The 24,460-nt window shown below is 71.8% G+C and carries 24 protein-coding genes; 12 read left to right on the plus strand and 12 right to left on the minus strand.

The window, feature by feature from the left end:
- Positions 1-28: 28 nt before the first annotated feature.
- The 6 genes from DC008_RS07615 to DC008_RS07640 all read right to left on the minus strand — a co-directional run bounded on the left by DC008_RS07615 (position 29) and on the right by DC008_RS07640 (position 5,548).
- Positions 29-1,480, minus strand: coding sequence for an NCS2 family permease (locus DC008_RS07615; protein WP_108706285.1), 1,452 nt, complete (start codon positions 1,478-1,480; stop codon positions 29-31).
- 377 nt (positions 1,481-1,857) lie between these two features.
- Positions 1,858-2,454, minus strand: a complete 597-nt coding sequence (locus DC008_RS07620; RefSeq protein WP_108706286.1) for a TIGR03086 family metal-binding protein — start codon at positions 2,452-2,454, stop codon at positions 1,858-1,860.
- A gap of 75 nt (positions 2,455-2,529) precedes the next feature.
- Entirely contained in the window at positions 2,530-2,970 is a 441-nt protein-coding gene (locus DC008_RS07625; protein WP_108706287.1) for a DUF6010 family protein, read from the minus strand.
- Positions 2,971-3,087: 117 nt separating this feature from the next.
- A complete protein-coding gene (locus DC008_RS07630; RefSeq protein WP_108706288.1) occupies positions 3,088-3,879 on the minus strand; it encodes an ABC transporter permease in 792 nt (263 codons plus the stop codon).
- On the minus strand, positions 3,876-4,838 hold the full coding sequence (locus tag DC008_RS07635; RefSeq protein WP_108706289.1) for an ATP-binding cassette domain-containing protein: 963 nt from the start codon (positions 4,836-4,838) through the stop codon (positions 3,876-3,878). The genes DC008_RS07630 and DC008_RS07635 overlap by 4 nt, the downstream gene beginning before the upstream one ends.
- Positions 4,839-4,873: 35 nt before the next feature.
- Positions 4,874-5,548: a DUF4097 family beta strand repeat-containing protein gene (locus DC008_RS07640; protein ID WP_108706290.1), complete on the minus strand. Its 675-nt coding sequence runs from the start codon at positions 5,546-5,548 to the stop codon at positions 4,874-4,876.
- A gap of 228 nt (positions 5,549-5,776) precedes the next feature.
- On the opposite strand from DC008_RS07640, the gene DC008_RS07645 reads away from it, so the two are divergent.
- Both DC008_RS07645 and DC008_RS07650 read left to right on the plus strand, forming a co-directional pair.
- Positions 5,777-6,508: a helix-turn-helix domain-containing protein gene (locus DC008_RS07645; RefSeq protein ID WP_108706291.1), complete on the plus strand. Its 732-nt coding sequence runs from the start codon at positions 5,777-5,779 to the stop codon at positions 6,506-6,508.
- A 63-nt stretch (positions 6,509-6,571) separates the two neighbouring features.
- A complete protein-coding gene (locus tag DC008_RS07650) occupies positions 6,572-7,801 on the plus strand; it encodes an MFS transporter (protein WP_108706292.1) in 1,230 nt (409 codons plus the stop codon).
- Here DC008_RS07650 and DC008_RS07655 read toward each other — a convergent pair.
- Together DC008_RS07655 and DC008_RS07660 are read right to left on the minus strand one after the other, a co-directional pair.
- A complete protein-coding gene (locus DC008_RS07655; RefSeq protein WP_108706293.1) occupies positions 7,738-8,904 on the minus strand; it encodes a hypothetical protein in 1,167 nt (388 codons plus the stop codon). The genes DC008_RS07650 and DC008_RS07655 overlap by 64 nt on opposite strands.
- Positions 8,901-9,854 (minus strand): 5-dehydro-4-deoxyglucarate dehydratase, encoded by a 954-nt coding sequence (locus DC008_RS07660; protein WP_108706294.1) that lies wholly within the window; start codon positions 9,852-9,854, stop codon positions 8,901-8,903. Before DC008_RS07660 ends, DC008_RS07655 begins: the two co-directional genes overlap by 4 nt.
- Before the next feature lie 266 nt (positions 9,855-10,120).
- On the opposite strand from DC008_RS07660, the gene DC008_RS07665 reads away from it, so the two are divergent.
- The 8 genes from DC008_RS07665 to DC008_RS07700 all read left to right on the plus strand — a co-directional run bounded on the left by DC008_RS07665 (position 10,121) and on the right by DC008_RS07700 (position 18,114).
- Positions 10,121-10,930 (plus strand): NAD-dependent epimerase/dehydratase family protein, encoded by an 810-nt coding sequence (locus tag DC008_RS07665; RefSeq protein WP_108706295.1) that lies wholly within the window; start codon positions 10,121-10,123, stop codon positions 10,928-10,930.
- A 301-nt stretch (positions 10,931-11,231) separates the two neighbouring features.
- Positions 11,232-12,002, plus strand: a complete 771-nt coding sequence (locus tag DC008_RS07670; RefSeq protein ID WP_108706296.1) for a DeoR/GlpR family DNA-binding transcription regulator — start codon at positions 11,232-11,234, stop codon at positions 12,000-12,002.
- An 86-nt stretch (positions 12,003-12,088) separates the two neighbouring features.
- Entirely contained in the window at positions 12,089-13,459 is a 1,371-nt protein-coding gene (locus DC008_RS07675; protein WP_108706297.1) for an ABC transporter substrate-binding protein, read from the plus strand.
- On the plus strand, positions 13,456-14,394 hold the full coding sequence (locus tag DC008_RS07680; RefSeq protein ID WP_055621424.1) for a carbohydrate ABC transporter permease: 939 nt from the start codon (positions 13,456-13,458) through the stop codon (positions 14,392-14,394). Before DC008_RS07675 ends, DC008_RS07680 begins: the two co-directional genes overlap by 4 nt.
- Positions 14,391-15,239 (plus strand): carbohydrate ABC transporter permease, encoded by an 849-nt coding sequence (locus tag DC008_RS07685; protein ID WP_108706298.1) that lies wholly within the window; start codon positions 14,391-14,393, stop codon positions 15,237-15,239. Before DC008_RS07680 ends, DC008_RS07685 begins: the two co-directional genes overlap by 4 nt.
- Entirely contained in the window at positions 15,236-16,225 is a 990-nt protein-coding gene (locus DC008_RS07690; protein WP_108706299.1) for a zinc-dependent alcohol dehydrogenase family protein, read from the plus strand. Before DC008_RS07685 ends, DC008_RS07690 begins: the two co-directional genes overlap by 4 nt.
- A 189-nt stretch (positions 16,226-16,414) precedes the next feature.
- Complete coding sequence (locus DC008_RS07695; RefSeq protein WP_108706300.1) at positions 16,415-16,633, plus strand: hypothetical protein; 219 nt, start codon at positions 16,415-16,417, stop codon at positions 16,631-16,633.
- 266 nt (positions 16,634-16,899) lie between these two features.
- Positions 16,900-18,114: a TerD family protein gene (locus tag DC008_RS07700; RefSeq protein ID WP_208646103.1), complete on the plus strand. Its 1,215-nt coding sequence runs from the start codon at positions 16,900-16,902 to the stop codon at positions 18,112-18,114.
- 83 nt (positions 18,115-18,197) lie between these two features.
- Here the strand turns inward: DC008_RS07700 and DC008_RS07705 are convergent, their stop codons facing one another.
- From DC008_RS07705 to DC008_RS07715, 3 genes are all read right to left on the minus strand, one after another.
- Positions 18,198-19,220 carry a 1-aminocyclopropane-1-carboxylate deaminase gene (locus tag DC008_RS07705; protein ID WP_108706302.1) on the minus strand — a complete coding sequence of 341 codons (1,023 nt, stop codon included), beginning with the start codon at positions 19,218-19,220 and terminating at the stop codon, positions 18,198-18,200.
- Between the two features lie 38 nt (positions 19,221-19,258).
- Entirely contained in the window at positions 19,259-19,942 is a 684-nt protein-coding gene (locus DC008_RS07710; RefSeq protein ID WP_108706303.1) for a GntR family transcriptional regulator, read from the minus strand.
- A gap of 139 nt (positions 19,943-20,081) precedes the next feature.
- Entirely contained in the window at positions 20,082-20,876 is a 795-nt protein-coding gene (locus tag DC008_RS07715; RefSeq protein ID WP_108706304.1) for a MerR family transcriptional regulator, read from the minus strand.
- Between the two features lie 78 nt (positions 20,877-20,954).
- Between DC008_RS07715 and DC008_RS07720 the strand changes: the two genes are divergently transcribed.
- Together DC008_RS07720 and DC008_RS07725 are read left to right on the plus strand one after the other, a co-directional pair.
- Complete coding sequence (locus DC008_RS07720; protein WP_108706305.1) at positions 20,955-21,317, plus strand: nuclear transport factor 2 family protein; 363 nt, start codon at positions 20,955-20,957, stop codon at positions 21,315-21,317.
- Between the two features lie 38 nt (positions 21,318-21,355).
- On the plus strand, positions 21,356-22,141 hold the full coding sequence (locus tag DC008_RS07725) for an SDR family oxidoreductase (protein WP_108706306.1): 786 nt from the start codon (positions 21,356-21,358) through the stop codon (positions 22,139-22,141).
- Positions 22,142-22,747: 606 nt separating this feature from the next.
- Here the strand turns inward: DC008_RS07725 and DC008_RS07730 are convergent.
- Entirely contained in the window at positions 22,748-24,331 is a 1,584-nt protein-coding gene (locus DC008_RS07730; protein WP_108706307.1) for a TROVE domain-containing protein, read from the minus strand.
- Positions 24,332-24,460 lie beyond the last annotated feature (129 nt).

The following is a 24,460-nucleotide window of genomic DNA, read 5'->3' on the forward strand; positions in this document are numbered from 1 at the left end:
GTCCCGGGACAGCACACCTAGGGGGTCCTCACCGCACGCCGAGGATCTGCTCGATCGGGTCGATGGCGAAGTACACGAGGAACAGCGCCGAGGTCCCCCACAGCAGCCAGTGGATCTCCTTGGCCCCGCCGAGCACGATCTTGATCAGGACGTAGGCGACGAAGCCCGCGCCGATGCCGTTGGTGATCGAGTAGGTGAAGGGCATGACGGCGATGGTCAGGAACGCCGGGATGGCTATCTCGTACCTGTCCCACTCGATGTTCTTGACCTGCGTCATCATCAGGAAGCCCACGGCGACCAGGGCGGGCGCGGCGGCCTGGAGCGGGACGATGGTGAGCAGCGGGGTGAGGAAGAGGGCGAGCGCGAAGAGGCCGCCGGTGACCAGGTTGGCGAAGCCGGTGCGGGCGCCCTCCCCGACGCCGGCCGCCGACTCGATGTAGGAGGTGGCCGAGGAGGCCGACGCGGCGCCGCCCGCGGCCGCCGCCGCACCGTCGATGAGCAGCACCCGCCCGAGGTTCGGCACCTTGCCCTGCTCGTCGAGGAGACCGGCCTCCGCGCTGACGCCGACGACCGTGCCCATGGTGTCGAAGAAGTCGGACAGGATCAGCGTGAAGATCAGCAGGACCACGGTGATGGCGGTGGTCTCGCCGAACGCGCCGAACAGGCTGAAGTGACCGAGGAGACCGAAGTCCGGGGTGTCGACCACCTGGTCCGGCCAGGCGGGTGTGGTCAGGCCCCAGCTCTTGACGTCGGCCAGGGAGTCGATGAGCATCGCGACGGCCGTCATGGTGACGATGCTGATCAGGATGGCGCCCTTCACCTTGCGGGCGAGCAGCGCGACCGTCAGCAGCACGCCGAGGCAGAAGACCAGGATCGGCCAGCCGCCGAGGGTGCCGGTGCCGCCGAGCTGGACGGGCACAGTGGTGTTCGCGGCGTCCGGGATCCGGGTGACGAACCCGGCGTCGACGAAGCCGATGAACGCGATGAACAGGCCGATGCCGACGCTGATCGCCTGCTTGAGCGGCTGCGGTATGGCGTGCATGACGGCCTCGCGCAGCCCGGTGACCACGAGGACGCAGATCAGCAGGCCCTCCATGACGATCAGCCCCATCGCGTCGTCCCAGGACATCAGCGGCGCGATCTGGAAGGCGACGACGGCGTTCAGCCCGAGGCCTGCGGCGAGCGCGAGCGGCAGATTGCCGCCGACGCCCATGATGACGGTCATGACCGCGGCCACCAGGGCGGTGGCGGTGGTGAGCTGGACGGGGTCGAGCTGGTGGCCGAACTTGTCCTCGGCACTGCCCAGGATGATGGGGTTCAGGACAAGGATGTACGCCATCGTGAAGAAGGTGGCGAATCCGCCGCGTATCTCACGGGGCAGGGTGGAGCCGCGCGCGGATATCTTGAAGAACCGGTCGACGCTGTTCACGCCCGGTTCGGGCGCACCGGCCCGGTCGACCGCCTTCTGCGCTTCTGACATGCCGTCACTCCTCGTCGCCCGATGGATCACTGTGCGGATGCTGGCTGGATTGTTCCCCCGCCGCAGGGGTTTCAGGTTTTCCCCGTGTTACGGAAGGGCATCGGCGGAAGACCCCGCCCGCACTCCGCGGCCGCCGAGGCAACCGAACCGCGCTGCATGTCATCTGACTTCACGGAGCGGCCCCCACCCGCCCCGGGACCTGCCGGCCTGAGCCCCCCTCGGCCGGCAGCACGAACGCCCCGCCGGTGACGACCGGCGGGGCGTTCGCTCGTCCTCGAGGGGCCGTGCCGGGGCAGGTTCCCTCGGCGTGGCAGTGCGCAAGTACTGCCGGGCGATGGCGACTAGGGCGCGACGGAGGCGTGCCGCGCCCCGGTCCCCTACCGGGCCGGGCTCCAGCCGGGGTTCCGCCCGCTCAGGCCCACCGCGCGGTCCAGCAGGGGCGCCTCGTCCGGCACCGGGACGACGGAACCGAAGATGCCGTTGCCGTCCCTGCCGTCCTCGTCGGCGGCGGCCCACAGGAACGCGTAGGAGGCCCGGACCGCCGCCGGGTCGGGGTCGTACGGCTGCCCGGTGGCGCGGGCCAGGTCCCAGCCGTGGATGACGAGTTCGTCGGCGGCCACGGCGCCCGCGACGGCACCGGGCATCTCGATGCCGCCCGCGCGGGTCGTCCCGGTCCACGGGTCCGGGGCGCGCCACACCTCCGCGAGCTCGTCGAGGACCTTGGGCAGCTCCTCGCGCCAGCCGGGCCCGACGTCCGGTACGGCGGAGTCCGGGGCGGTGTCGGTCGTGGCACCGAAGTCCTTGCGGCCGGCGTCGCGGAAGGCGACGGACAGCCCGAGCAGATGCCCCAGCAGATGACGGACGGCGAGGTCCGGGCAGGGCGTCGGCGCCGCCAGCTGGTCGTCCCGTACGGCCAGGGCGAGCCGGGCGACGGCGCGCGCCTGCGGTCCGAGATCGAGAGTCGTGTCCGTCATGAGCCGGCTCCTCACAGATCGATCGTGTGAAGGGTGGACCGGGACCGGGCTCGGAACTCATCGGTGCCGGGGCCCTCAGCGCACGGCGTCCGCCGCCCAGGCCGGGTCCTCGCCCCGCTCCCCCGCTCCGCGCCACCGCCGCAGCAGCTCACGCGGGGTCCGGCCGCCCGTGAAGCACCACAGGGCGATCACCGGGTCGCAGATCGCGCAGCCCAGGGAGGAGGTGTCCGCGAAGGGGATGATCGGGTTGCCGTGCAGGTGGTGGACGGCGTCCCAGGCGGTGTGCAGAAGCCAGGCGACGCCCACGAAGGTCCAGGAGTCCAGTCCCCGGTACGCGACCCAGGTGACCAGGGCGGTGAACGCGAACTCCCAGCCGCCCAGCCCGCCGCCGCTCAGATAGGCGGCGCCGGCGCCGGCCACCATGACGGCGTTGAAGCGGCGCCGGTGCGGCTCCGGGACGAGCGACATCAGGAGGACGTAGACGAGACCGACGCCGATCGGCGCGACGTACTGCATGCGAAGTGCCTTCTCCTGCTCAGCGGTTGGACCACTCGGACGGGGCACCACGCCAGGAACGGCTGCGGTCCTCCCCCAGGGGGAGGACCGACAGATTCCGACGGGTTTTCGCCGGGGTCACTTCGGCTCGGCGTCGAACCGGGCCCGGGACCAGCGGTGACCGAGCACCGCGAGGCCCAGGCACCAGGCGAGGGCCAGCCAGCCGTGGTGGCCGATGCCGGTGCCGAGGAGCAGTCCCCGCAGGGTCTCGATGGCCGGGGTGAACGGCTGGTACTCGGCGACCGGCCGGAACCAGCCCGGCATCGCGTCGAGCGGGACGAACGCGCTGGACAGCAGCGGCAGCAGGATCAGCGGCAGCGCGTTGTTGCTGGCGGCCTCCGCGTTGGGGCTGACCAGGCCCATGCCGACCGCGATCCAGGTGAGCGCGGTGGCGAAGAGCACGAGCAGCCCGAACGCGGCGCACCACTCCAGCACGGTGGCGTCGGTGGAGCGGAACCCGATGGCCACGCCCACCGCGCCGACCACGATGACGCTGGCCACCGCCTGGATGACACTGCCGACGACATGCCCGACGATCACCGAGCCGCGGTGGATCGCCATGGTGCGGAAACGGGCGATGATCCCCTCGGTCATGTCGTTGGAGACGGACACCGCCGTGCCGACCGTGGTGCTGCCGATGGTCATGAGCAGGATGCCGGGGACGATGTACGCGATGTACGCGGAGCGGTCCGCGGCCCCGCCGCCGATGCCGGCGCTCATGGTGTCGCCGAAGACGTAGACGAAGAGCAGCAACAGCATGACCGGCGTGAGCAGCAGGTTCAGTGTGAGCGACGGGTAGCGCCGGGCGTGCAGGAGGTTGCGGCGCAGCATGGTCGAGGAGTCGCGTACTGCGAGGGACAGGGTGCTCATCGGGCGTTCTCCTCGGTCTGGGAGGGGATGACGGCGTCGCCGGTCAGGGCGAAGAAGACGTCGTCGAGGTCGGGGGTGTGCACGGTCAGCTCGTCGGCCTCGATGCCGAGGGAGTCGAGCCGGCCGAGAAGGGCGTGCAGCTCGCGCTGGCTGCCGCCGCTCGGGATCTGGAGCGCGAGGGCCTCGTCGTCCGGGTGGACCCCGCTCAGTGCGGCGCGGGCGCCCCGGTAGGCGGCCGGGTCGGTGAAGCGGAGCCGGACGTGGCCGCCGGGGACCAGCCGCTTGAGCTCCTCGGCGGTCCCCTCGGCCGCGATCTTCCCGTCGTTCAGCACGGCGATCCGGTCGGCGAGTTCGTCGGCCTCCTCCAGGTACTGGGTGGTGAGGAAAACGGTGACGCCGTCGGCGACCAGCGCGCGGATGATCTGCCACATGGAGTGCCGTGAACGCGGGTCGAGACCGGTGGTGGGCTCGTCGAGGAAGATGATCCTCGGGTCGCCGACCAGCGTCATGGCGATGTCCAGGCGCCGCTTCATACCGCCCGAGTAGGTGGACGCCGGCTTCCCCGCGGCCTCGGTGAGGTCGAAGCGCTCCAGCAGCTCGGCGGCGACCCGCCGGCCCTCCCGCCGGGGCAGGTGGTGCAGGTCGGCCATGAGGAGCATGTTCTCCTCGCCGGTGATCAGGCCGTCCACGGCGGAGAACTGCCCGGTGACGCCGATGGCGGCGCGTACGGCCTGGGGGTCGGTCGCGAGGTCGTGGCCGCCGACCCGGAGGGTGCCGCTGCCGGGGTCCGGCGGGATCAGAGTGGAGAGGATCTTGACGGCGGTGGTCTTCCCGGCACCGTTGGGCCCGAGGAGCGAGAAGATCGTGCCTCGCGGGACGGTCAGGTCGATGCCGTCGAGGACGGTCGTGCCCCCGTAGGACTTGCGCAGGTCGTGCGCGGTGATGGCCGCGTCGCTCATGAGCGGGTTCCCCCTGTGGGTGTGTGGTGTGGGTGTCAGAGGCTGCGGGCGGTGATGTCGCCGTAGCCGGTGGTGGCGTGGATCTGAAGGGCGGCGCCGGCGCCGTCGGCGTTCCTGAGGCTGTTGTGGACGCGGCCGTAGGCGGTGCCGGCGTCGAGGGCGGCGGAGACGTCGCGGGCGGCCCCGACGGTGACGGCGCCGTGCCCGGTGCGCAGGGTGACCTGGCCGTGGACGGCCTCGGTGACGGCGATGTCCCCCTTCTCGGTGCTGATCTCGGCGGCGCCGCGCAGCCGGCCGACCGTGATGTCGCCGGCCTGGAGGGCGAGACGGGCGCTGTCGGCCTCGTCGACCTTGACGGTGGCCTGGGCCCCCTCGAAGGCGAGGTCGCCGAGGCGTCCGACGCCGCGCAGCTCGGCCAGGGAGGCCTTGGCGTCGACACGGGAGCCGGCGGGGAGCTGGACGGTCACCTCGACCGAGCCCGGGTCGCGCAGGGAGCGCATCCCGGACGGCGTGGCGGCGGTGACGCGGAGGACGCCGTCGGCGCAGGTGACGTCGATCCGCTCGGCGGCCTCGACGTCACGGCCGCGGGACGCGTCCGCGGGACGCACCTCGACGACGGCGTCGCGCCGCTCGCCGGCGATGAGCTGGAGACGGCCCGCGGGGACGTCGAGGACGAGGGCGATCGGGGCGGGGGCGTCGAAGGTGTGCATGGTGTCTCCCAGGTGGTGTACCGGCTGTTTCCGACACCCGAAACGCTACGTTGCGTTCATGGAGTGGGCAACATACTTGTTGCATCGGAAACCCATAACCACAGCTCATTGCCACTATTTCGTTGCAATGGATCTGAGGACAATGCAACGACCTCTCTCGCGTCCGTTGCAACGAGATGGACCCGAACGCTACGCTGGCCCCCTACGCGCACGGAGAAGGAGAACCCGATGCCGGGAGGCAGGCTCACCCAGCAGGAACGCCAGCGGATCGCGACGGGGCTCGCGGACGGCCTGGCCTACGCGGAGATCGCGAGGAGCCTCGACCGGCCCACGTCGACGGTCACCCGCGAGGTCATGCGCAACGGCGGCCCCACCGAGTACCGCGCGGACCTCGCCCACCGCGCGGCCGAGCGCCGGGCCCACCGGCGCCGTACGGCCTCGGCTCCCGACCCGGCGTCCGGCCCGCTGCCGTACGGACGCGACGCGGACGCCGTCGCCGAGTACGAGGAGCGGTTCACCACCGTGATGATGGGCTCGGGCCTGGCCAAGACGATGTCCCGGGTGATGGTCTGCCTCCTCACCAGCGACACCGGCAGCATGACGGCGGCCGACCTCGCGAAGCGGCTGAGGATCAGCCCGGCCACCGTCTCGAAGTCGATCGCGTTCCTGGAGAGCCAGTCTCTGGTCCGCAGACAGCGTGACGAGCGCCGGCGCGAGCGGTACGTCATCGACGAGGACCTCTGGTACCAGTCGATGATCGCCAGCGTCCGGTCGCTGGAGGAGCAGGTGGAGCTCGCCCGCGAGGGCGTGGACGTGCTCGGGCCCGGCACCCCGGCGGCCGTCCGGCTGGAGAACGTCAGCCACTTCCTGCAGTACGTGGCCGAGAACCTGGCCCGCGCCGCCGAGCAGGCCCGCGAGGTCCTCCACGCGAAACCGTCCTCAGAGACCGCCGGGGACTGACGACGCGGAACAGGGCTTCCGCCCGATGCCGGCACCCCCGCCTCAGCCGCACCGTGGGCGGGCATGAAGCACACCGTCTCCCTGACGCTCCCCCGCGTCCTGCGTCGTCGCGACGCCCGCCTGTGTCTCGCCGCCGTCCTGGTCTCCGGCTTCGGCACCTCCGCGCTGTGGCTGGTGGCCGGAGTGTGGGTGAAGGACCTCACCGGCTCCGACGGGCTGGCCGCCCTGTGTCTGCTCGCCCTGTGGGCGCCCACCGCCGCCGGCCCGGTCCTCGGCACCCTGGCCGACACCGTCCGCCGCGGGCCGCTGCTGATCGGTCTCCATCTGCTCCCGGCGGCGCTCCTGCCCGTCCTCACGGCCGTCGACTCGCCGGGGCGCGTCCGGGTCGTGTTCGCGGTCCTGTTCGTCTACGGCGCCGTGGGTGTCGTGCAGGACGCCGCCGAGTCCGCGCTCGTCGCCGGTGCCGTCCCGGCGTCCCTGCTCGGGGAGTTCAACGGGCTGCGCATGACCGTCTCCGAGGGCCTGAAGCTCGTCGCTCCCCCGGCGGGCGCCGTCCTCTACGGGGCGTACGGCGCGGACGCCGTCGTCCTGCTCGACGCCGCCTCCTTCGTCCTCGCGGCCGCACTGTACGCCTGCCTGCGGGTGCCCGAGCCGCCACCGGCCCGAGGGGAGCGGGTGCGGATCGCGGAGGGCGCCCGGCATCTGTGGAGGCACCCCCGGCTGCGCCCGCTCGTCCTGGCCGGGGGCGCCACCATGCTGTGCGCCGGGGTCAACGGGGCGGCGCTGTACGCCGTGATCGACGCGCTGGGGCACGCGCCCGCCTATGCCGGGGTGCTCTACGCCGTCCAGGGCGGCGGTTCGGTGGTGGCCGGGCTGCTGGCGGGCCCGGCGCTGCGCCGTCTCGGCGCTCACCGGCTGGCCGGGTACGGCATCGCGGTGACCGCCGTCGCGGCGGGGCTGCGGGCGGTGCCGTCGGACGCGGTCGCGCTGGGGTGCTCGGCGGCGATCGGCGCGGGGCTGCCGTGTGTGCTGGTCGCCGCGTTCACGGCCGTGCAGCGCGAGACGCCGGACGCGCTGCTCGGCCGTACCGCCGCCACCGCCCACGCGCTGGTCCTCGCGCCGAACGCGGTCGGGCTGGCGGTGGGGGCCGCCCTGGTCGAGGCGGTGGACGTGGCGGTGCTGCTCGCCGTCCTGGGCGTGGTGTGGGCGGCGAGCGCGGCACTTCCGCGTCAGAGCGCGGCGAGCCCCTCCCGCACCGCCGACAGGTCGTCGTCCGACGCCAACCCGGCGTGATAGAGCCGCAGTTCGGTGGCGCCCCGGTCCCGTGCGCGGGCCGCGTCCGCGGCGAGCGTGCCGGGGCTGCCGCCCATCCCGGAGACCACCTGGAGGTTGGCGGCGAGGACCGCGCTCTCGCCGCCCCGTTCCGCGAAGGGGGCGAGCAGTTGCGGACCGCCCGCGCAGGGCACGACCACGCCGTCCGCGACGGAGAGGATGTGCGCGGGGTCGACGCCCGCGTTGGCGCCGCAGTGGTAGGTGACCGGGTCGGCGTGGAGCAGCACCTGGAATCCGGCGGGCGCGGCCCGGCGGACCGCCGCGACCGTGTCCTCCTGGAGGGTGCGGGCGGTGTCGTCGCGCCACGCGCGCGTGGCCGCCGCGTACTCCTCGCCGAGCAGCTTCTCCACTCCGGCCCAGCCCTCGTCGGCGGCCGTGCCGCGCCACAGCGGTTCGAGGGCGGCGCGTACGGCGGCGGCGAGCGCGTCGGCGTCCACGCCCCGCTCCCCGTAGCCCCGCGCGCAGTCCGGGCAGAAGCAGAGCGACATCAGGTACTGCCCGGCGTCCCCGAGCGCGATCCCGGCGGTCTTGTCGTGGGCGTGCAGATGCTGGAGCCCGTACCAGCCGAGGGATTCCAGCTCGGTGCCGCGCACCCCGGGCCGTACGGCGGCCTCGGCGGCGAGGTCGACGACGTACGCGCGCGTGGCGGGCTGGGCGACGCACGGGGCCCACGGGTAGCGGTCGCCGTAGGCGTTGACGACCGAGGTGGCCGGATGCTCGGCGCCCATACGGGAGTTGTGCGCGAGCACCACCCAGGTGTGCACCTCCAGACCGGCGTCCGTGAGCGCGGCGGCTGCCTCGCCGAAGGCGTCGCCGGGCGCCCAGTCGCCCGCCGGGTACGGGCGCGGTACGCGGCCCTCCCAGCGGCCGTCGTCCATCGGGTAGAGCACGGCCGCGTGGTCGGCGGTGACGATGCGGTGGCGGGGGTGGCGCGGGGTGAGGGTGCGGGTGGAGTGGTAGGCCGAGGCGAGGGTGGCCTGGTGTACGCCGAGGCCGGCGATGCGGCCGGGTGCCTCCGGATCCCCGTTGACGTCCCAGGGGTAGACGAACGCCGACGCCCTCACCGGGTCCCCTCCGGGTCCGCGTCGAGGAGGGTGTGGCCGCGCTCGATGAGCTGGGCGAGCTGTTTGAGGTGGTCCTCGGCCGGTTCGTGCAGCGGGGGCCGGACCTCTCCCACGTCGAGGCCGCGCAGCCGCACGCCGGCCTTGACGAGGGCGACGGCGTATCCGGGGCCCTGCGCCCGCAGTTCGACGAACGGGCGGTAGAAACCGTCGAGGAGGCGCCCGGCGGTGTCCTCGTCGCCGTTGTGCAGGGCCCGGTAGAAGGCGAGGGCGATCTCGGGGGCGAAGCAGAAGACGGCGGAGGAGTAGAGGGTGACGCCGAGGGCGCGGTAGGCGAGCTGGGTCTGCTCGGCGGTCGGCAGGCCGTTGAAGTACAGGAAGCCGCCGGGCGCCTCGGTGCGGACGGCGCTGACGGTCCGCTGCATGAGGTCGAGGTCGCCGAGGCCGTCCTTGAGGCCGATGATCCCGTCCGTGCGGGCCAGTTCGACGACGGTGTCCGGGGTGAACACGGCGTTGTCGCGCTGGTAGACGACGACGGGGAGCGCGGTCGAGGCGGCGAGCCCGCGGTAGTGCCGGAGCAGCCCCTCCTGTCCGGCGACGACGAGGTACGGCGGCATCGCGAGCAGCCCGTCGGCGCCCGCCTCCTCGGCGAGCGCCGCGTACCGCACGGCGAGCGCGGTGCCGTAGCCGGCCCCGGCGACGACCGGCACCCTGCCCTCGGCGGCCTCGACGGCGGCCCGTACGCAGGCCTGGAACTCCTCGGGGGTGAGGGCGTGGAACTCGCCGGTCCCGCAGCAGGCGAAGACGGCCGCCGCCCCGTCCTCGACACCGCGGCGGACGTGCGTGCGGTACGTGTCGAGGTCGACCGATCCGTCGGGGCCGAAGGCGGTGACGGGGAAGAACAGCGGCCCGCCGGGAATGCTCAGGCGTGCGGCGAGAGGGGCTGGCGTCACGGGCTCTCCCTAGAACAGGCGCTCACGTTTCTGATCCACGTCTATATTCTTGAACGATGTCAGCCTAAGGAGCGCCATCGAGGCCGGTCAAGCGCGCATTCGTGCGGAGCGGCGGCGAATCGGCGCACTTCGGGGGAGACTTGACGCGATCGGCGACGGCTCCTTAGCGTGTCCGGCAGTGTCCATGCATGTGAATACGGTCCAAGCATGCGCACCGTTATTCCGACCGAGCCCGACCGTGCAGCGCCGACCCCAGGAGCCCGAGGATGCCCGCACCCCGCACCGTTCTGCTCACCGGCGCCGCCGGCGGCCTCGGCACCCTGATGCGGGGCCTGCTCCCGGCGTACGGCTACGACCTGCGGCTGCTCGACATGCGCCCCATCGAGGACGCGCCGGACGCGATCGTCGCCGACCTCGCCGACCGGGAGGCGCTGCGCGAGGCCGTGCGCGGCGTCGACGCGATCATCCATCTCGCTGGCATCTCCCTGGAAGCCCCGTTCGAGAAGATCCTGCGCGCCAACATCGAGGGCACCTACCACCTCTACGAGGCCGCCCGCGAGGAGGGCGTCGGACGGATCGTCTTCGCCTCGTCCAACCACGCCGTCGGCTTCACACCCCGCCCCCAGGGCGACGACCCGCTGATCCCCGTCGGCACCCCGCGCCGCCCGGACACCTTCTACGGCCTTTCCAAGTGCTTCGGCGAGGACCTGGCCCAGCTCTACTGGGACAAGCACGGCCTGGAGACGGTGTCGGTGCGCATCGGCTCCTGTTTCCCCGAGCCCACCAGCGTCCGGATGCTCTCGGTGTGGATGAGCCCCGCCGACGGCGCCCGGCTCTTCCACGCGGCGCTGACCGCGCCGGACGTCGGGCACACCGTCGTCCACGGCTCCTCCGCCAACACCCGCCTGTGGTGGGACCTCACCAGCGCCCGCGCCCTCGGCTACGACCCGCGGGACGACTCCGAGCCGTACGCCGCGAAGCTGATCGCCGAGCAGGGCGAGCTCGACCCGGCAGACATCGCGCACGCCTACCTGGGTGGCCACTTCGTCAGCGACCCGCCGATCTGGCCGTACTGACCGGAACACAGCGGCCGGAACACGGCGGGCGGGCACCGAACGGGCCCGCCCGCCGCCGCGTTCGGGCACCGGCCGCGCCCGAAACCACGCCGCCGCACACAACCCCGCAGGTCCGAGACGGACACACCGCACCGTGAACGGGCACATACGGGCAGCATCGGGCGCGCAACAGAGCTGGTCAGCGCCGGACACCCGCTGTAGAACTTTCCCCCAGGGACACCACCGGGCCCGAACGGGCACCGGACGGACGGGTCCGGAGGCGAACCAGCCAGGCATCGGCGGCGAAAGGCAAGGGTCGGGCATGAGCACGAGAACGGCCGAGGACCGGCAGCGCGAGATCGTGCGGGCCGCACGGCGCGACGGCTCCGTGGACGTCACCGCGCTCGCCGCCGAGCTGGGCGTGGCGAAGGAGACCGTACGCCGGGACCTGCGGGTCCTGGAGGACCACGGGCTGCTGCGCCGCACCCACGGCGGCGCCTACCCGGTGGAGAGCGCCGGCTTCGAGACGACGCTCGCCTTCCGCGCCACCAGCCACGTCCCCGAGAAGCGCCGGATCGCGGCCGCCGCGGCCGAGCTGCTCGGGGACGCCGAGACGGTCTTCGTCGACGAGGGCTTCACCCCGCAGCTCATCGCCGAGGCCCTGCCCACCGACCGGCCGCTGACCGTGGTCACCGCGTCCCTGCCGGTCGCGGGCGCCCTCGCCGGGTCCGAGCACGCCTCCGTGCTCCTGCTCGGTGGGCGGGTCCGGTCCGGCACCCTCGCCACGGTCGACCACTGGACCACCAAGATGCTGGCCGGCTTCGTCATCGACCTGGCGTACATCGGCGCCAACGGCATCTCCCGCGAACACGGCCTCACCACGCCCGACCCGGCGGTCAGCGAGGTCAAGGCCCAGGCCATCCGCGCGGCGCGCCGCACCGTGTTCGCGGGCGTGCACACCAAGTTCGGGGCGGTCAGCTTCTGCCGGTTCGCCGAGATCGGCGCGCTGGAGACGATCGTCACGAGCACCCTGCTCCCGTCCGCCGAGGCCCACCGCTACGCGCTCATGGGGCCGCAGGTCGTCCGCGTCTGACGCACCACCCCCCTCCCCACGGGGCACCGCCACACCGTCGGCCGCCCCTTGTCTCCCCATAAGTCCCTCACGTCCAGGAGCGATCCATGCGAACCCAGAGCCGACGACGGCCACCGCGAGCCACGCTCGCCGCGGCCGCCGCAGGGACGCTGCTCGCCCCGCTGCTCTCCGGCTGCTGGACCGGAGCGGGCGGGGCCGGCTCCGGGGGTGACGCCATCAACGTCCTGATGGTCAACAACCCCCAGATGACCGAGCTCCAGAAGCTCGCGCCGCGCTTCACGCAGGAGACCGGCATCAAGGTCAACTTCACCGTCCTCCCCGAGAACGACGTCCGCGACAAGATCAGCCAGGACTTCGCCAACCAGGCCGGCCAGTACGACGTCGCCACGCTCTCCAACTACGAGATACCGATCTACGCCCGCAACGGCTGGCTGAAGGAGATGGACTCCTACGTCGCCGAGGACCCCGGCTACGACGAGCAGGACGTCCTCAAGCCGATGCGCGAATCCCTCACCGGTGACGACGGCAAGCTCTACGGCCAGCCCTTCTACGGCGAGTCGTCCTTCCTGATGTACCGCAAGGACGTCTTCGAGAAGGCCGGCCTGACCATGCCGGCGCACCCCACCTGGCAGCAGGTGGCCGAGTTCGCGGCGAAGACGGACGGCGCCGAACCGGGCATGAAGGGCATCTGCCTGCGCGGACTCCCGGGCTGGGGCGAGGTGATGGCCCCGCTGACGACGGTCGTGAACACCTTCGGCGGCACCTGGTTCGACAAGGACTGGAAGGCGCGCCTCGACTCCCCCGAGTGGAAGAAGGCGACGAAGTTCTATGTCGACCTGGTGCGGGAGCACGGCGAGTCCGGCGCGGCCCAGTCCGGCTTCGCCGAGTGCCTGAACAACATGACCCAGGGCAAGGTCGCCATGTGGTACGACGCCACCTCGGCGGCCGGTTCCCTGGAGGCGGCCAAGTCCCCGGTGAAGGGCAAGGTCGGCTACGCCCCGGCGCCCGTCGAGAAGACCGAGTCCTCCGGCTGGCTCTACACCTGGGCGTGGGGCATCCAGGACGCCTCCCGCAACCCCGACAAGGCCTGGAAGTTCGTCTCCTGGGCGTCGGGCAAGCGGTACGAGCAGCTCGTCGGCGACGAGTTCGGCTGGTCCAACATCCCGGCCGGCAAGCGCGCCTCCACCTACGCCGACCCGGACTACCGCGCGGAGGCGGCGGCCTTCCAGGAGATGACGAAGGAGTCCATCGAGGGCGCCCGCCCGAAGGACCCGGGTGTGCAGCCGCGGCCCGCGCCCGGCATCCAGTTCGTCGGCATCCCCGAGTTCACCGACCTCGGCACCAAGGTCTCCCAGGAGATCAGCGCGGCCATCGCCGGACGCCAGTCCGTCGACTCGGCCCTGAGGAAGTCCCAGCAGCTCGCCGAGAAGATCTCCGAGGAGTACGAGGGGCGATGACAGCGACCACCACGGCCCCCGTGGCCACACCGTCCGTACGCACCACCCGTCCGCCCTCCGCCCGACTGCGCAACTGGGCGACCAGGGCACCCCTGCTGCCCGCGCTGATCTTCATGATCGTGGTGACCCAGCTGCCGTTCGTGGCGACGCTGGTCATCTCCTTCTTCGACTGGAACTCCCTGTACCCGGACGCCCGGAAGTTCGCCGGGCTGGGCAACTACCAGGAGGTCCTCACCGACGCCGACCTGCGCCACTCGGTGTGGACGACCGTGCTGCTGACGGTCGCGGTGGTGCTGGCCAGCCTGGTCCTCGGACTGCTGCTCGCCCTGCTGCTCGACCGCCGCTTCAAGGGCCGCGGAGTGGTCCGCACCCTGCTGATCGCGCCGTTCCTCGTCGTACCGGTCGCCGCCGCACTGCTCTGGAAGCATGTGCTCTACAACCCTGAATACGGCCTTTTCAATGGGCTGTTGCACTATGTGGGCGGCCCACAGCCGGACTGGATCTCCAACACCCCCCTGCTCGCGGTGGAGGCCTCGCTCGTCTGGCAGTGGACGCCGTTCATGATGCTGATCCTGCTGGCCGGCCTGCAGAGCCGCGACCACGAGCAGATCGAGGCGGCCCGCGTCGACGGCGCGAGCGACTGGCAGATCTTCCGCCATCTCACCCTTCCCCACCTGCGCCGCTATCTCGAACTCGGCGCCCTGCTGGGCTCGATCTACATCGTCCAGAACTTCGACGCCGTCTTCACGCTCACGTCCGGGGGCCTCGGCACAGCCAACCTCCCCTACACCGTCTACCAGAGCTTCTACCAGGCCCATGAGAACGGCCTCGCCTCGGCGGCCGGCGTCCTGGTGGTCATCGGCTCGATCATCATCGCGACCTTCGCGCTGCGCGTGGTGTCGTCCCTGTTCCGCGAGGAGGTGTCACGCGCATGAGCGCCGTGGCCGTACGACTTCGCAGCCGCCGCAAGGGAACGGGCCTCGGCCTGGTGGCCTGGCTGCTCGGGATCGCGTTCTTCCTGCCCATCGCCTGGATGGCGCTGACGTCCTTCCACTCCGAGCAGGACGCGGCGACCAACCCGCCGTCCTTCGCCGCGTCCCTGACCCTGGACGGCTACCGCGAGTTCTTCGGCGCGGGCGGCGGCGCTAGCCCCTGGCCGGCCCTGATCAACTCGGCGGTGGCGTCACTCGTCTCCACGCTGTTCGTCCTGGTCCTCGCCCTCCCGGCGGCCTACGCGCTGTCGATCCGCCGGGTGCGGAAGTGGACGGACGTCCTGTTCTTCTTCCTGTCGACGAAGATGCTGCCGGCCGTGGCGGGCCTGCTGCCGCTGTACCTGTTCGCGAAGAACACCGGCATGCTCGACAACATCTGGCTGCTGGTCATCCTCTACACCTCGATGAACCTGCCGATCGCGGTGTGGATGATGCAGTCCTTCCTCGCCGAGATCCCCGTCGCCGTGATCGAGGCGGCCCGGGTGGACGGGGCTCGGCTGCCGACGGTGCTCACCCGCGTGGTGGCCCCGATCGCCCTGCCGGGCATCGCCGCGACCGCTCTGATCTGCTTCATCTTCAGCTGGAACGAGCTGCTCTTCGCCCGGGTGCTCACCGGCGTGGTCGCCGAGACCGCACCCGTCTTCCTGACCGGCTTCATCACCAGCCAGGGCCTGTTCCTGGCCAAGGTGTGCGCCGCGTCGCTCGTCATCTCCCTGCCGGTGCTCGCCGCGGGGTTCGCCGCCCAGGACAAGCTGGTCCAGGGCCTGTCGTTGGGAGCCGTGAAATGAAGGCCGCCGTCATCGAGTCCGTGGGCAAGGCCGTCGTCGCCGAGGTCCCCGACCCGACGCCCGGCCCGCGCGAGGTCGTCGTCGAGGTCGCCGCGTGCGGCCTGTGCGGCACCGATCTGCACATCCTCCAGGGCGAGTTCGCGCCCGAGCTGCCGATCGTGCCCGGGCACGAGTTCGCGGGCGAGGTCGTCGGGGTCGGCACCGGTGTCACGGAGCTGTCCGTGGGCGACCGGGTGGCCGTCGACCCCTCCCTGTACTGCCACGAGTGCCGCTACTGCCGTACGGGGCACAACAACCTGTGCGAGCGGTGGGCGGCGATCGGCGTCACCACGGCGGGCGGGGCCGCGCAGTACGCCGTCGCCCCGGTGGCGAACTGCGTGAAGCTCCCCGAGCACGTCCGCACCCAGGACGCGGCCCTCATCGAGCCGCTGTCCTGCGCGGTGCGCGGCTACGACGTGCTCCGGTCCCGCCTCGGCGCGCACGTCCTCATCTACGGCTCCGGCACGATGGGCCTGATGATGCTGGAACTGGCGAAGCGGACGGGGGCGGCGAGCGTGGACGTCGTGGACGTCAACCCGGCCCGGCTGGAGACGGCCCGCGCCCTCGGCGTCTCGGCGTCCGCCGCCGGCGCCGACGAGCTGGACCGCCCGCAGGGGTGGGAGCTGGTGATCGACGCGACGGGCAACGCGGGGGCGATCCAGGACGGGCTCGGCCGGGTGGCGAAGGCGGGAACGTTCCTGCAGTTCGGCGTCGCCGACTACGCGACGCGCGTGGAGATCGATCCGTACCGGATCTACAACCAGGAGATCACCATCACGGGGTCGATGGCCGTCCTGCACAGCTATGAACGCGCGGCGGAGCTCTTCGCGAACGGTGTCCTGGACCCGGACGTCTTCATCAGCGACCGCCTCCCGCTGGATCAGTACCCCCAGGCCCTGGACCAGTTCGCGGCGGGAGTGGGCCGCAAGATAGTGGTCGTGCCGTAGAGCTTCCCTCGCCCCCGCCGCCCCTACCCGTCCCATCCCCGGGGCTGCCGCCCCCGGACCCCCGCTCTCGGCCCTGAAAGGGCCTCGTCCTCAAACGCCGGACGGGCTGATCACAACCCCTCCGGCGTGGCGGCAGCCCCCGGGAAAACCTTTGGGCGTCGGCACCCCCGCGCCCGTACCATCCACCGCATGCCCAAACCGAGCGGCTTCGCGTACGAGGCCCATCCCGACGGAACCGTCGACATCACCCACCACGGCCGCCGCGCCACCGTCCTGCGGGGCGACCGGGCCGCCCGCTTCCTCGCCGAGGTCACGACCGACCCGCAACTCGTCATGGCCCGCTGGACCGGCAACTACCGCCGCGGCAACGAACGCACCGCCCGCGCCCACCCCCGCAACCGCGGCTGACCCCACCCCGTCCCTCGCCCGAGGACGCACCTCGGCCCTCACCCAGCACGTCCGTCGCTCGAGGACGCACCTCGCTCCCACCCAGCCCGTCCGGCGATTGAGGACGAGGCCCGTTCAGGGCCGAAGCGGGGGTCCGGGGGCGGCAGCCCCCGAGGGACGGGACGGGTAGGGGCGGCGGGGGCGAGAGAAAATGCCCGGCACCCACCGTTCAGCCCCGGGTAAGGGAACGGTAAAACGGCCTCGCTCGTTCACCCGGCATGACAGCTATGACCCCCGGCTCGAACATCCCTCTCCCCACCGCACGCGTGACGGTGGACGTCACCGCCCCGGTGCGGCTAGACGTATCGGGCCTGCTGCTCACCGCCGACGGCAAGGTGCGCTCCGACGACGACTTCATCTTCTACAACCAGCCGTCCGGCCCAGGCGTGACCTACCGCTCGGGCGGCGGCACCTCCCCCGACTCGATCACGGTCGACACCACCGCCGTACCCCCGGGCATCGAGAAGATCGTCGTCACGGCGAGCCCGGACGCGGCCGGCCAGACCTTCCGGGGCATCGAGCCCACGGCCACCCTCCGCGGCGCCGACGACCAGGCCGTCCTCGCCACCTTCACTCCCCCGCAGCTCGGCGACGAGACCGCGCTGGTGATCATGGAGATCTACCTGCGCAACGGCCAGTGGAAGGCCCGCGCGGTCGGCCAGGGCTACGCGAACGGCCTGGCGGGCATCGCCACCGACTTCGGCGTCACCGTCGAGGAACCGGCCCCGGCCGCCACCCCCGTCGCCCCGCCCCAGCCCACCACCCCGCCGGCCCCGCCCGTGGCGGCCGCCCCCGTCACCCCGGCCGCTCCCCCGGCCCCTTCGGCACCGCCCGCCCCGCCCGCCCCGCCCGCGCCCGGCGCCGGGAAGATCAACCTCGACAAGGGCCGCGTCAGCCTCCAGAAGAACCAGACCGTCTCCCTGATGAAGGGCGGCCAGCCCCTCCTGTCGCAGGTCAAGATGGGCCTCGGCTGGGAGCCGGCATACCGCGGCAAGGACATCGACCTCGACGCCTCCGTCATCGCCTACGGCCCGCAGCGCAACCACATCGACAGCTGCTACTTCGGCAAGCTGCAGATCGTGAACGGCGCGATCCGCCACTCCGGCGACAACCTCACGGGTGAGGGCGCCGGGGACGACGAGGTCATCACCGTCGACCTGGGGCGCCTCCCCATGGACGTCACCGGCCTGGTCTTCACGGTCAACTCGTTCTCCGGCCAGAAGTTCACCGAGGTCGCCAAGGCGTACTGCCGGCTGATGGACGCCATGACCGGCGAGGAGCTGGTCCGCTTCGACCTCACCGCGGCCGAGCCGCAGACCGGCGTGATCATGGCGAAGCTCATCCGCCAGTTCTCCGGCGAGTGGGAGATGACGGCCGTCGGCGACTTCGTGAAGTCCCGCACGGTCCGCGGCATGGTGAAGCCCGCAGCCCAGGCGCTGTAGCGGGAGGTACGACGGTGGGGGGCGCTCCCTCGTCCGGAGAGCGCCCCCCACCGTCGGCCTGGCCCCGTCCACCGAGCCCCGGCTCAGAACAACGCGCTGTACGCGTTCAACGCCGGCTGCCCGCCCAGGTGGGCGTACAGCACCGTGGAGTCCGGTCCGATCTCCCCGCGCCGGACGAGGTCGATCATGCCCGCCATCGACTTCCCCTCATAGACGGGGTCGGTGACCATGCCCTCGGTGCGTGCGGCCAGCCGCATGGCGTCCAGGGTGGTGTCGTCCGGTATGCCGTAGGTGCCCGCGTGGTAGCGCTCGTCGAGTTCGACGTCCGCCTCGGTCAGCTCCCGTTCCACGCCGATGAGCCGCCCGGTGCGGTCCGCGATCCGGGCGATCTGCGCCCGGGTCTCGGCCGGCTTCGCGGAGGCGTCGACGCCGATGACCCGGCGCGGACGTCCCCCCGCCTCCTCCAGCGCCGCGAACCCGGCGACCATCCCGGCCTGCGTGGAGCCGGTCACCGAGCAGACGACGACCGTGTCGAAGAAGACCCCCGACTCCCGTTCCTGCTCGGCGACTTCGTACGCCCATCCGGCGAAGCCGAGTCCGCCGAGCGGATGGTCGGATGCGCCGGCCGGGATGGCGTACGGCTTGCCGCCGGACTCCTCCACCTCCCGCAGGGCCTGCTCCCAGCTCTCCTTGAAGCCGATGCCGAACCCGGCGCGCACCAGCCGGACATCGGCTCCGGCGAGCCGGCTCAGCAGGATGTTGCCGACCTTGTCGTAGACGGCGTCGGGCCAGTCCACCCAGCTCTCCTGCACCAGCACGCACTTGAGGCCCGCGCGGGCGGCGACGGCCGCGACCTGCCGGGTGTGGTTGGACTGCACCCCGCCGATGGAGACGAGGGTGTCGCAGCCCTGGGCGAGCGCGTCGGCGACCAGGTACTCCAGCTTGCGGGTCTTGTTGCCGCCGTAGGCGATCCCGGAGTTGCAGTCCTCGCGCTTGGCCCACAGCGAGGCGCCGCCGAGGTGGGCGGTCAGCCGCTCCAGCGGGTGCACGGGGGACGGTCCGAAGAGGAGGGGGTGGCGCGCGTAGGAGGAGAGGGACGGGGACATGGGGCGCCTCCAGGGAAGGGGGTGGATCGTCCTCGGTGTCAGCCGGAGCCCGGTCCGCCCGGTGTCTCCGGGTCGGCCAGGTCGTCGGCCAGGTCGGCGAGGGTGCGCCAGATCTCCGCGGTCACGCGGACGGCGGCGTCCACGTCCCCGGCGGCGCACGCCTCGATCAGCCGGTCGTGCAGCCCGGCCGAGCGGCAGGTGCCGCCCTCCCCGAACCGCTGCCGCTCCAGGCGCCGGATGAGCGGGGTGTAACGGGCGACGGTGGCCGCCGCCGCACGGTTGCCGCTCATCCGGACCAGGACGTCGTGCAGGGCGTCGTCGGCCCGCAGGGCGAGGTCCACCTCGCCGTCCGCGACGGCGGCGGCGAACCGCGTGTTGGCGGCGCGCATGGCGTCCACGTCCGCGCCGGTCAGCCGGGGCACGGCGACCCTGGTGACCAGTTCGTGCATCGCGCCGACCACGGCGGCCGCGTCCCGGACGTCGGCGGCCACGAGGGGCGTGACCCGGGTGTAGCTCTGCGGTTTGCTCTCCAGCAGCCCCTCGTCCACGAGCCGCGAGAAGGCCTCGCGCACCGGCGCCCGGGACAGCCCGAGCCGCTCGGCCAGGTCTGCGTCGCGCACCACCGCTCCGGGCTCGATCTCCCCGGCCACGATGGCGTCCCGGATCGCCTCGTACGCCCGGTCCCGCAGCAGGGTCCGGCCGACGGGTCGCATGGCCTCCATGAACTGAAATGTTAGATGTCAGCTACCCGAGTGGACAAGAGGGCGTGCCCGGAGGAGCGCGACCCGGGCAAAGGTGCGGCCCGCACCCCCAAGGGCTGTCCGCTCCGTTGTTCCAGGGCTCCGCACCGCACCGACCGCTTCAGGTGACACGAAAGACCGGCCAGCCGATCTCGGTGCGCCATGCGGCGGGATCGCTGGTGTCGCGGGGGCCGACAACGTAGCGCTCCCGTACCGGCCCGGCCACCGACATCGCGTTCTCCACGACCCAGGTCCCGAGTTCGCCGTACGTGACCTCGATGCCGTCGTGCTCGCCGACGTGGGTGGTCACGGCCAGTTCCGCGGCCGGCAGAGTCGTGGGGTGCACGCGTCCGGTGCGAGGTGGCGCAGCGGTCGGCAGGTAGACGACCGCGTGACCGCGCTCCTGCTCGAAAAGGGCGTTGTCGTAGCAGCCGCCCGGCGGTCCGGTCACGGCGGCGCCGACTGCCGCCTCCAATTCGGCCATCGCGCCTGCGTACCAGGTCGCCATGTCTTGATGCCCGACCACGGCCTCCACCGCCGCGACCGTCCGGGCGGGCTCCGCTCGCAGCTCGACGTCGATCGGCGCGGGGTCGGGCCGCAGGAGGCGGCGCAGCGACACGACCGCGGCGCGGGTGCGGTCGAGCGTGTCCTCGAGGCGTTGCAGGTGGTCCGTGACCAGGGCCGCCCGGACACCGGGGTCGGGGGTCCGCAGGATCTGCTGCACGTCGTTCAGGGGGACGTCGAGCTCGCGGAGCCGGTGGATGACCTGGGCGGTCGGGATCTGGTCGACGCCGTAGTAGCGGTAACCGGTGGTCTCGTCCACCACGGCGGGTTCCAGCAGGGCCGCCTCGTGATACCGGCGCAAGGTTCGTACGCTCAGGTGGGTCAGCCGCGAGAATTCGCCGATGGTCAGCATCCCGTCATTCTGAACGCTCCCCCTGGGGGAGAGTCCACGGCTTGACCCTCCCCCGCCGTGAGGTCACACGGTGGGCTCATGACACAGCACACCGATCTCCCCTCCGACCTGCTCCCGACCACCGTGCGCAGGTTCTTCGCAGCCCACATCGTCCGCGACGCCGACACCGCCTCGTCGTTCCTCGCCGAGGATGCGGTGATCGTCGATCAGGACGAGACCTTCCGCGGCCGAGAGAAGACCTACGCGTTCCTGCGGGACGCCGGGTCCGAATTCGAATACACGACCGAGCAAATCGGCGTTCACCGCGTCGATGGCACCCACTGGGTGGTGACCGTGCGGCTCGAAGGCACCTTCCCGGGTGGCGTCGCCGAGCTCGATTACCGGTTCGCGCTACGGGACGACCTCATCGCCGAACTCGTCATCGCCAACCACCCGGCCTGACCGAACCCGCACCACCTCGATCTTCAGTGGAGAGAAAAATGTCTAGTTCAGATCGCGATCGTCTCGACGGTCGCCGGGCGCTGGTCACGGGCGGTTCGAAGGGCTCGGGCAAGGCCGTCGTAGAGAGACTGCGAGAGATGGGTGCCGACGTGTGGACCACGGCACGCACCATGCCCGGCGGCTACGAGCGCCCCGACCGATTCATCGAGGCGGACACTTCCACGGTGGGCGGTGTGGAGGTTGTGGCGTCCAAGATCTCCGAGGGAGGTGCGCTGGACATCCTGGTGCACGTTGTCGGAGGGTCGTCAACCCCGCCTGGCGGGTACGCGGCAGCGACTGAGGAGCACTGGCTGGCGGAACTCGACCTGAACTTCTTGGGAGCCGTCCGACTGGATCGAGCGCTTCTGCCGGCAATGGTGGAGGCCGGATCAGGCGTAGTTGTCCACGTCACGTCGATCCAGCGTCAGATGCCGTTGCACGACGCGACGTTGCCGTACGCGTCAGCGAAGGGTGCGCTGCGTACATACAGCAAGGGTCTTGCGAACGAACTGGCGCCACGAGGAGTGCGAGTAAACGCTGTCAGCCCCGGGGGGATTCAGACCGGAGCGTATGAGGGCTTCATCGACCAGCTCGCCGAGGGCAACGGACTGACCCGCGAGGAGGCGAAGCAGAGCTTGATGGCTTCCCTCGGAGGGGTTCCGCTCGGAAGGTTCGCATCGACGGAAGAGGTTGCGGACCTGGTCGGCTTCCTTGTCTCGGACCGAGCCTCATCCATTGTGGGCGCGGAGTACGTCATTGACGGCGGCACTGTCCGAACCGTCTGAGCCAAGCACCGGCTCCGAGTAGCCACTCGCGAACTGCTCGGTCCGACGGCGGAACCCCCTCCTTCACACGGAGAACTCTCAGACGCTGCCGCGACACCGAGAAGCGCGTCGACGACGCCGTCGTCGCGCTTCCGGCGCCGGCCTGGTCGTCGCGATCGTGCCGCGCGTCCCCCGACGCTGCGCGTCACCAGTTCACGTGTCGAGCGCTCAGGTCGCCCCACCAGATGGCGGGCCGCATTGGTCACATGACACGAGCCGCTGCCCCGTGAGCTGGGGCAGGCAGGCACCCAGTCGACCACCACAAGGAGAACACATGACCACGCACATCACGGACCTGCTATCCCCCCAGCCGGTCGGACCGCCTCCGCCCTTCGACCCGGAGCTCGCTCCCGTCCTTGAGATCCTGACCAGCTAAGGGCCGTCCCGTCATTCCCGGTGGATCGGCGCGCGGCGTCGGATGCGGTGCATCGCAAGGCGGCGGGCCGTCCGCATACCGGATGTATGCGGACGACCCGACAACGCGGCGAGGTGCCGTAGCCGCGTTGTCGGGTCGTCCGCCGGGAATGACGGGACAGCCCTGAGGAGTGCGGGCCGTATCAGTCCCCCTCAGGCCGCCCAGGGCCAGTCCGCGTCCCGGGCGCTCTCCAGCAGCGGCACCATCCGGAACGCGGCGTCCGACAGTCCGCCGAACGTGTGCCGGTTCCCGGTGCCCGACGGGCCGTGGCCCGCGCGGTAGCCGGCGAGGTTCCAGGTGTAGACCGGCACGTCGGCGGGGACCTGCTCGGTCGGGTCGCCGTGGTGGCTGGGGGCGTACTGCTCGTCGGTGACGATCAGCACCCGGTCGTGCCTGCGGTAGTGCGCGCGGACGGCGCCGGTGGTGTCGGTGCCGCCGAGGTCGCCGAAGCGGCCGAGGATCTTCAGCACCGACTCACCCGCGCGGAACGGCACGGCGGCGCTGGTGGAGCCGAACTCCACCAGGTCGGCCTTGCGGGCGCGCAGCGCCAGCGCGGTGCCGAAGATCGCCGCCGCGTCGGCGCGGTTCAGCTCGGAGCGGTCCGACAGCCGCGACCAGAACATCGAACCCGAGCGGTCGACGAGGATCAGCGTCCGGCCCGGCAGGGCGGGCACATGGGCCAGCGAGTGGCCGAGCGCCTGCTCCAGCGGGTACGCCCAGCGCAGCGAGGGCGCGTGCCGGTACGCGGCGAGGTACCGGAAGGGGAACTGCCGCGACCGCGCGACCTCCGCCGGGTCGCTGATCCGGGCGGCGACCCGGGCCGCCATCTCGTCGCTGACGCCGGCCTCGTCGAAGTTGCGCAGGTTCCGCACGAGCGCCATCACACCCATGGACGGGATGACGGCCTCCCAGGCCGCCTTGTCCATGGGGCCCTGGAGCCAGCCCGCGAGCGCCTCCCAGGTCATCCCGGCCGCCGCCAGCCGCTCGGCGCCGCCCTCGGACGTGACGAGCGCGCGCCGCTGTCCGACCGGCACCGCCATCAGCTCGCGGTGCGCGGTGAGCACGGCGTCCGCCGCGGGCGGCACGGCCGTCTCCGGGTGGTGCCGGCGGTCGAGCGCGTACCGGAACAGCTCGCCCTGCCACGGCTTAGCCGGGTCGGGCGCCGCGTGCGTCAGGTTGAGGATGTCGCCGAAGCGGTAGCCCTTGGACGCGGTGTCGTACTTCAGCAGCGACTTGCCGCTGTAGAGACGGCGCACGGCGTCGGCGATGCCGCGCTTGACGGGCTTGGGCACATTGCGGCCGTAGGTCGCGGTCCAGTAGGCGAGCAGCTCGCCGGGCTCGTCGGGGCGGCGCAGCACCGAGTCGACGACCCGCCGGTTGGCGGGGCCGTCGCAGGCGCCCGCGTCCAGGCGCGCCTTCACATACTCGGCGGCGCCCACGAGGGCGGCCGTACGGAGGTTGCCCTCGGTGCGCAGCCAGCCGAGCAGGCCGGCCGTCCACTCCGGGTCGCTGACGGCGAGTTCGCGCACGAGCGCGGCGAACCGGTCGTCGCGGTCGGCGCCGCTCTCGTAGAAGGTCTTCTGGGAGACGAAGTTGGCGACGGCGAGCAGGAACAGTTCGGAACGCGCGTCACGCTCGCTTCCCCGGCCGCCCTCATAGGTGCGCAGGACACGGCCGGTCGACGTCACCCGCGAGGTGGGCTGCGCCTTGGCGGCCCGCGTGTTGAATCGCGCCATGATGGAATTCCCCCTCTTTTGCTGCTGCCTTCACGGAGGAAGGCGCGGCAGAAGGAGGGTGCCCGAGGACGAATTCGGCTGCGGTCCTTGTCAACTGGCGCGTCTTCCGTTCCGCCACACCGGCCCTGA

Source organism: Streptomyces nigra (assembly GCF_003074055.1).
In the GTDB taxonomy this organism is placed as follows: Bacteria; Actinomycetota; Actinomycetes; order Streptomycetales; family Streptomycetaceae; genus Streptomyces; species Streptomyces nigra.

What these genes read in the sequence shown, in the direction of transcription:
- DC008_RS07640 (WP_108706290.1), bottom strand. Translation starts at nt 5,548, where the DNA reads ATGCACACCTTCGACGCCCCCGCCCCGATCGCCCTCGTCCTCGACGTC.
- DC008_RS07635 (WP_108706289.1), bottom strand. Translation starts at nt 4,838, where the DNA reads ATGAGCGACGCGGCCATCACCGCGCACGACCTGCGCAAGTCCTACGGG.
- DC008_RS07645 (WP_108706291.1), top strand. Translation starts at nt 5,777, where the DNA reads ATGCCGGGAGGCAGGCTCACCCAGCAGGAACGCCAGCGGATCGCGACG.
- DC008_RS07670 (WP_108706296.1), top strand. Translation starts at nt 11,232, where the DNA reads ATGAGCACGAGAACGGCCGAGGACCGGCAGCGCGAGATCGTGCGGGCC.
- DC008_RS07675 (WP_108706297.1), top strand. Translation starts at nt 12,089, where the DNA reads ATGCGAACCCAGAGCCGACGACGGCCACCGCGAGCCACGCTCGCCGCG.
- DC008_RS07725 (WP_108706306.1), top strand. Translation starts at nt 21,356, where the DNA reads ATGTCTAGTTCAGATCGCGATCGTCTCGACGGTCGCCGGGCGCTGGTC.
- DC008_RS07700 (WP_208646103.1), top strand. Translation starts at nt 16,900, where the DNA reads ATGACCCCCGGCTCGAACATCCCTCTCCCCACCGCACGCGTGACGGTG.
- DC008_RS07705 (WP_108706302.1), bottom strand. Translation starts at nt 19,220, where the DNA reads ATGTCCCCGTCCCTCTCCTCCTACGCGCGCCACCCCCTCCTCTTCGGA.
- DC008_RS07650 (WP_108706292.1), top strand. Translation starts at nt 6,572, where the DNA reads ATGAAGCACACCGTCTCCCTGACGCTCCCCCGCGTCCTGCGTCGTCGC.
- DC008_RS07730 (WP_108706307.1), bottom strand. Translation starts at nt 24,331, where the DNA reads ATGGCGCGATTCAACACGCGGGCCGCCAAGGCGCAGCCCACCTCGCGG.
- DC008_RS07720 (WP_108706305.1), top strand. Translation starts at nt 20,955, where the DNA reads ATGACACAGCACACCGATCTCCCCTCCGACCTGCTCCCGACCACCGTG.
- DC008_RS07665 (WP_108706295.1), top strand. Translation starts at nt 10,121, where the DNA reads ATGCCCGCACCCCGCACCGTTCTGCTCACCGGCGCCGCCGGCGGCCTC.
- DC008_RS07620 (WP_108706286.1), bottom strand. Translation starts at nt 2,454, where the DNA reads ATGACGGACACGACTCTCGATCTCGGACCGCAGGCGCGCGCCGTCGCC.
- DC008_RS07690 (WP_108706299.1), top strand. Translation starts at nt 15,236, where the DNA reads ATGAAGGCCGCCGTCATCGAGTCCGTGGGCAAGGCCGTCGTCGCCGAG.
- DC008_RS07685 (WP_108706298.1), top strand. Translation starts at nt 14,391, where the DNA reads ATGAGCGCCGTGGCCGTACGACTTCGCAGCCGCCGCAAGGGAACGGGC.
- DC008_RS07615 (WP_108706285.1), bottom strand. Translation starts at nt 1,480, where the DNA reads ATGTCAGAAGCGCAGAAGGCGGTCGACCGGGCCGGTGCGCCCGAACCG.
- DC008_RS07680 (WP_055621424.1), top strand. Translation starts at nt 13,456, where the DNA reads ATGACAGCGACCACCACGGCCCCCGTGGCCACACCGTCCGTACGCACC.
- DC008_RS07715 (WP_108706304.1), bottom strand. Translation starts at nt 20,876, where the DNA reads ATGCTGACCATCGGCGAATTCTCGCGGCTGACCCACCTGAGCGTACGA.
- DC008_RS07695 (WP_108706300.1), top strand. Translation starts at nt 16,415, where the DNA reads ATGCCCAAACCGAGCGGCTTCGCGTACGAGGCCCATCCCGACGGAACC.
- DC008_RS07710 (WP_108706303.1), bottom strand. Translation starts at nt 19,942, where the DNA reads ATGGAGGCCATGCGACCCGTCGGCCGGACCCTGCTGCGGGACCGGGCG.
- DC008_RS07630 (WP_108706288.1), bottom strand. Translation starts at nt 3,879, where the DNA reads ATGAGCACCCTGTCCCTCGCAGTACGCGACTCCTCGACCATGCTGCGC.
- DC008_RS07625 (WP_108706287.1), bottom strand. Translation starts at nt 2,970, where the DNA reads ATGCAGTACGTCGCGCCGATCGGCGTCGGTCTCGTCTACGTCCTCCTG.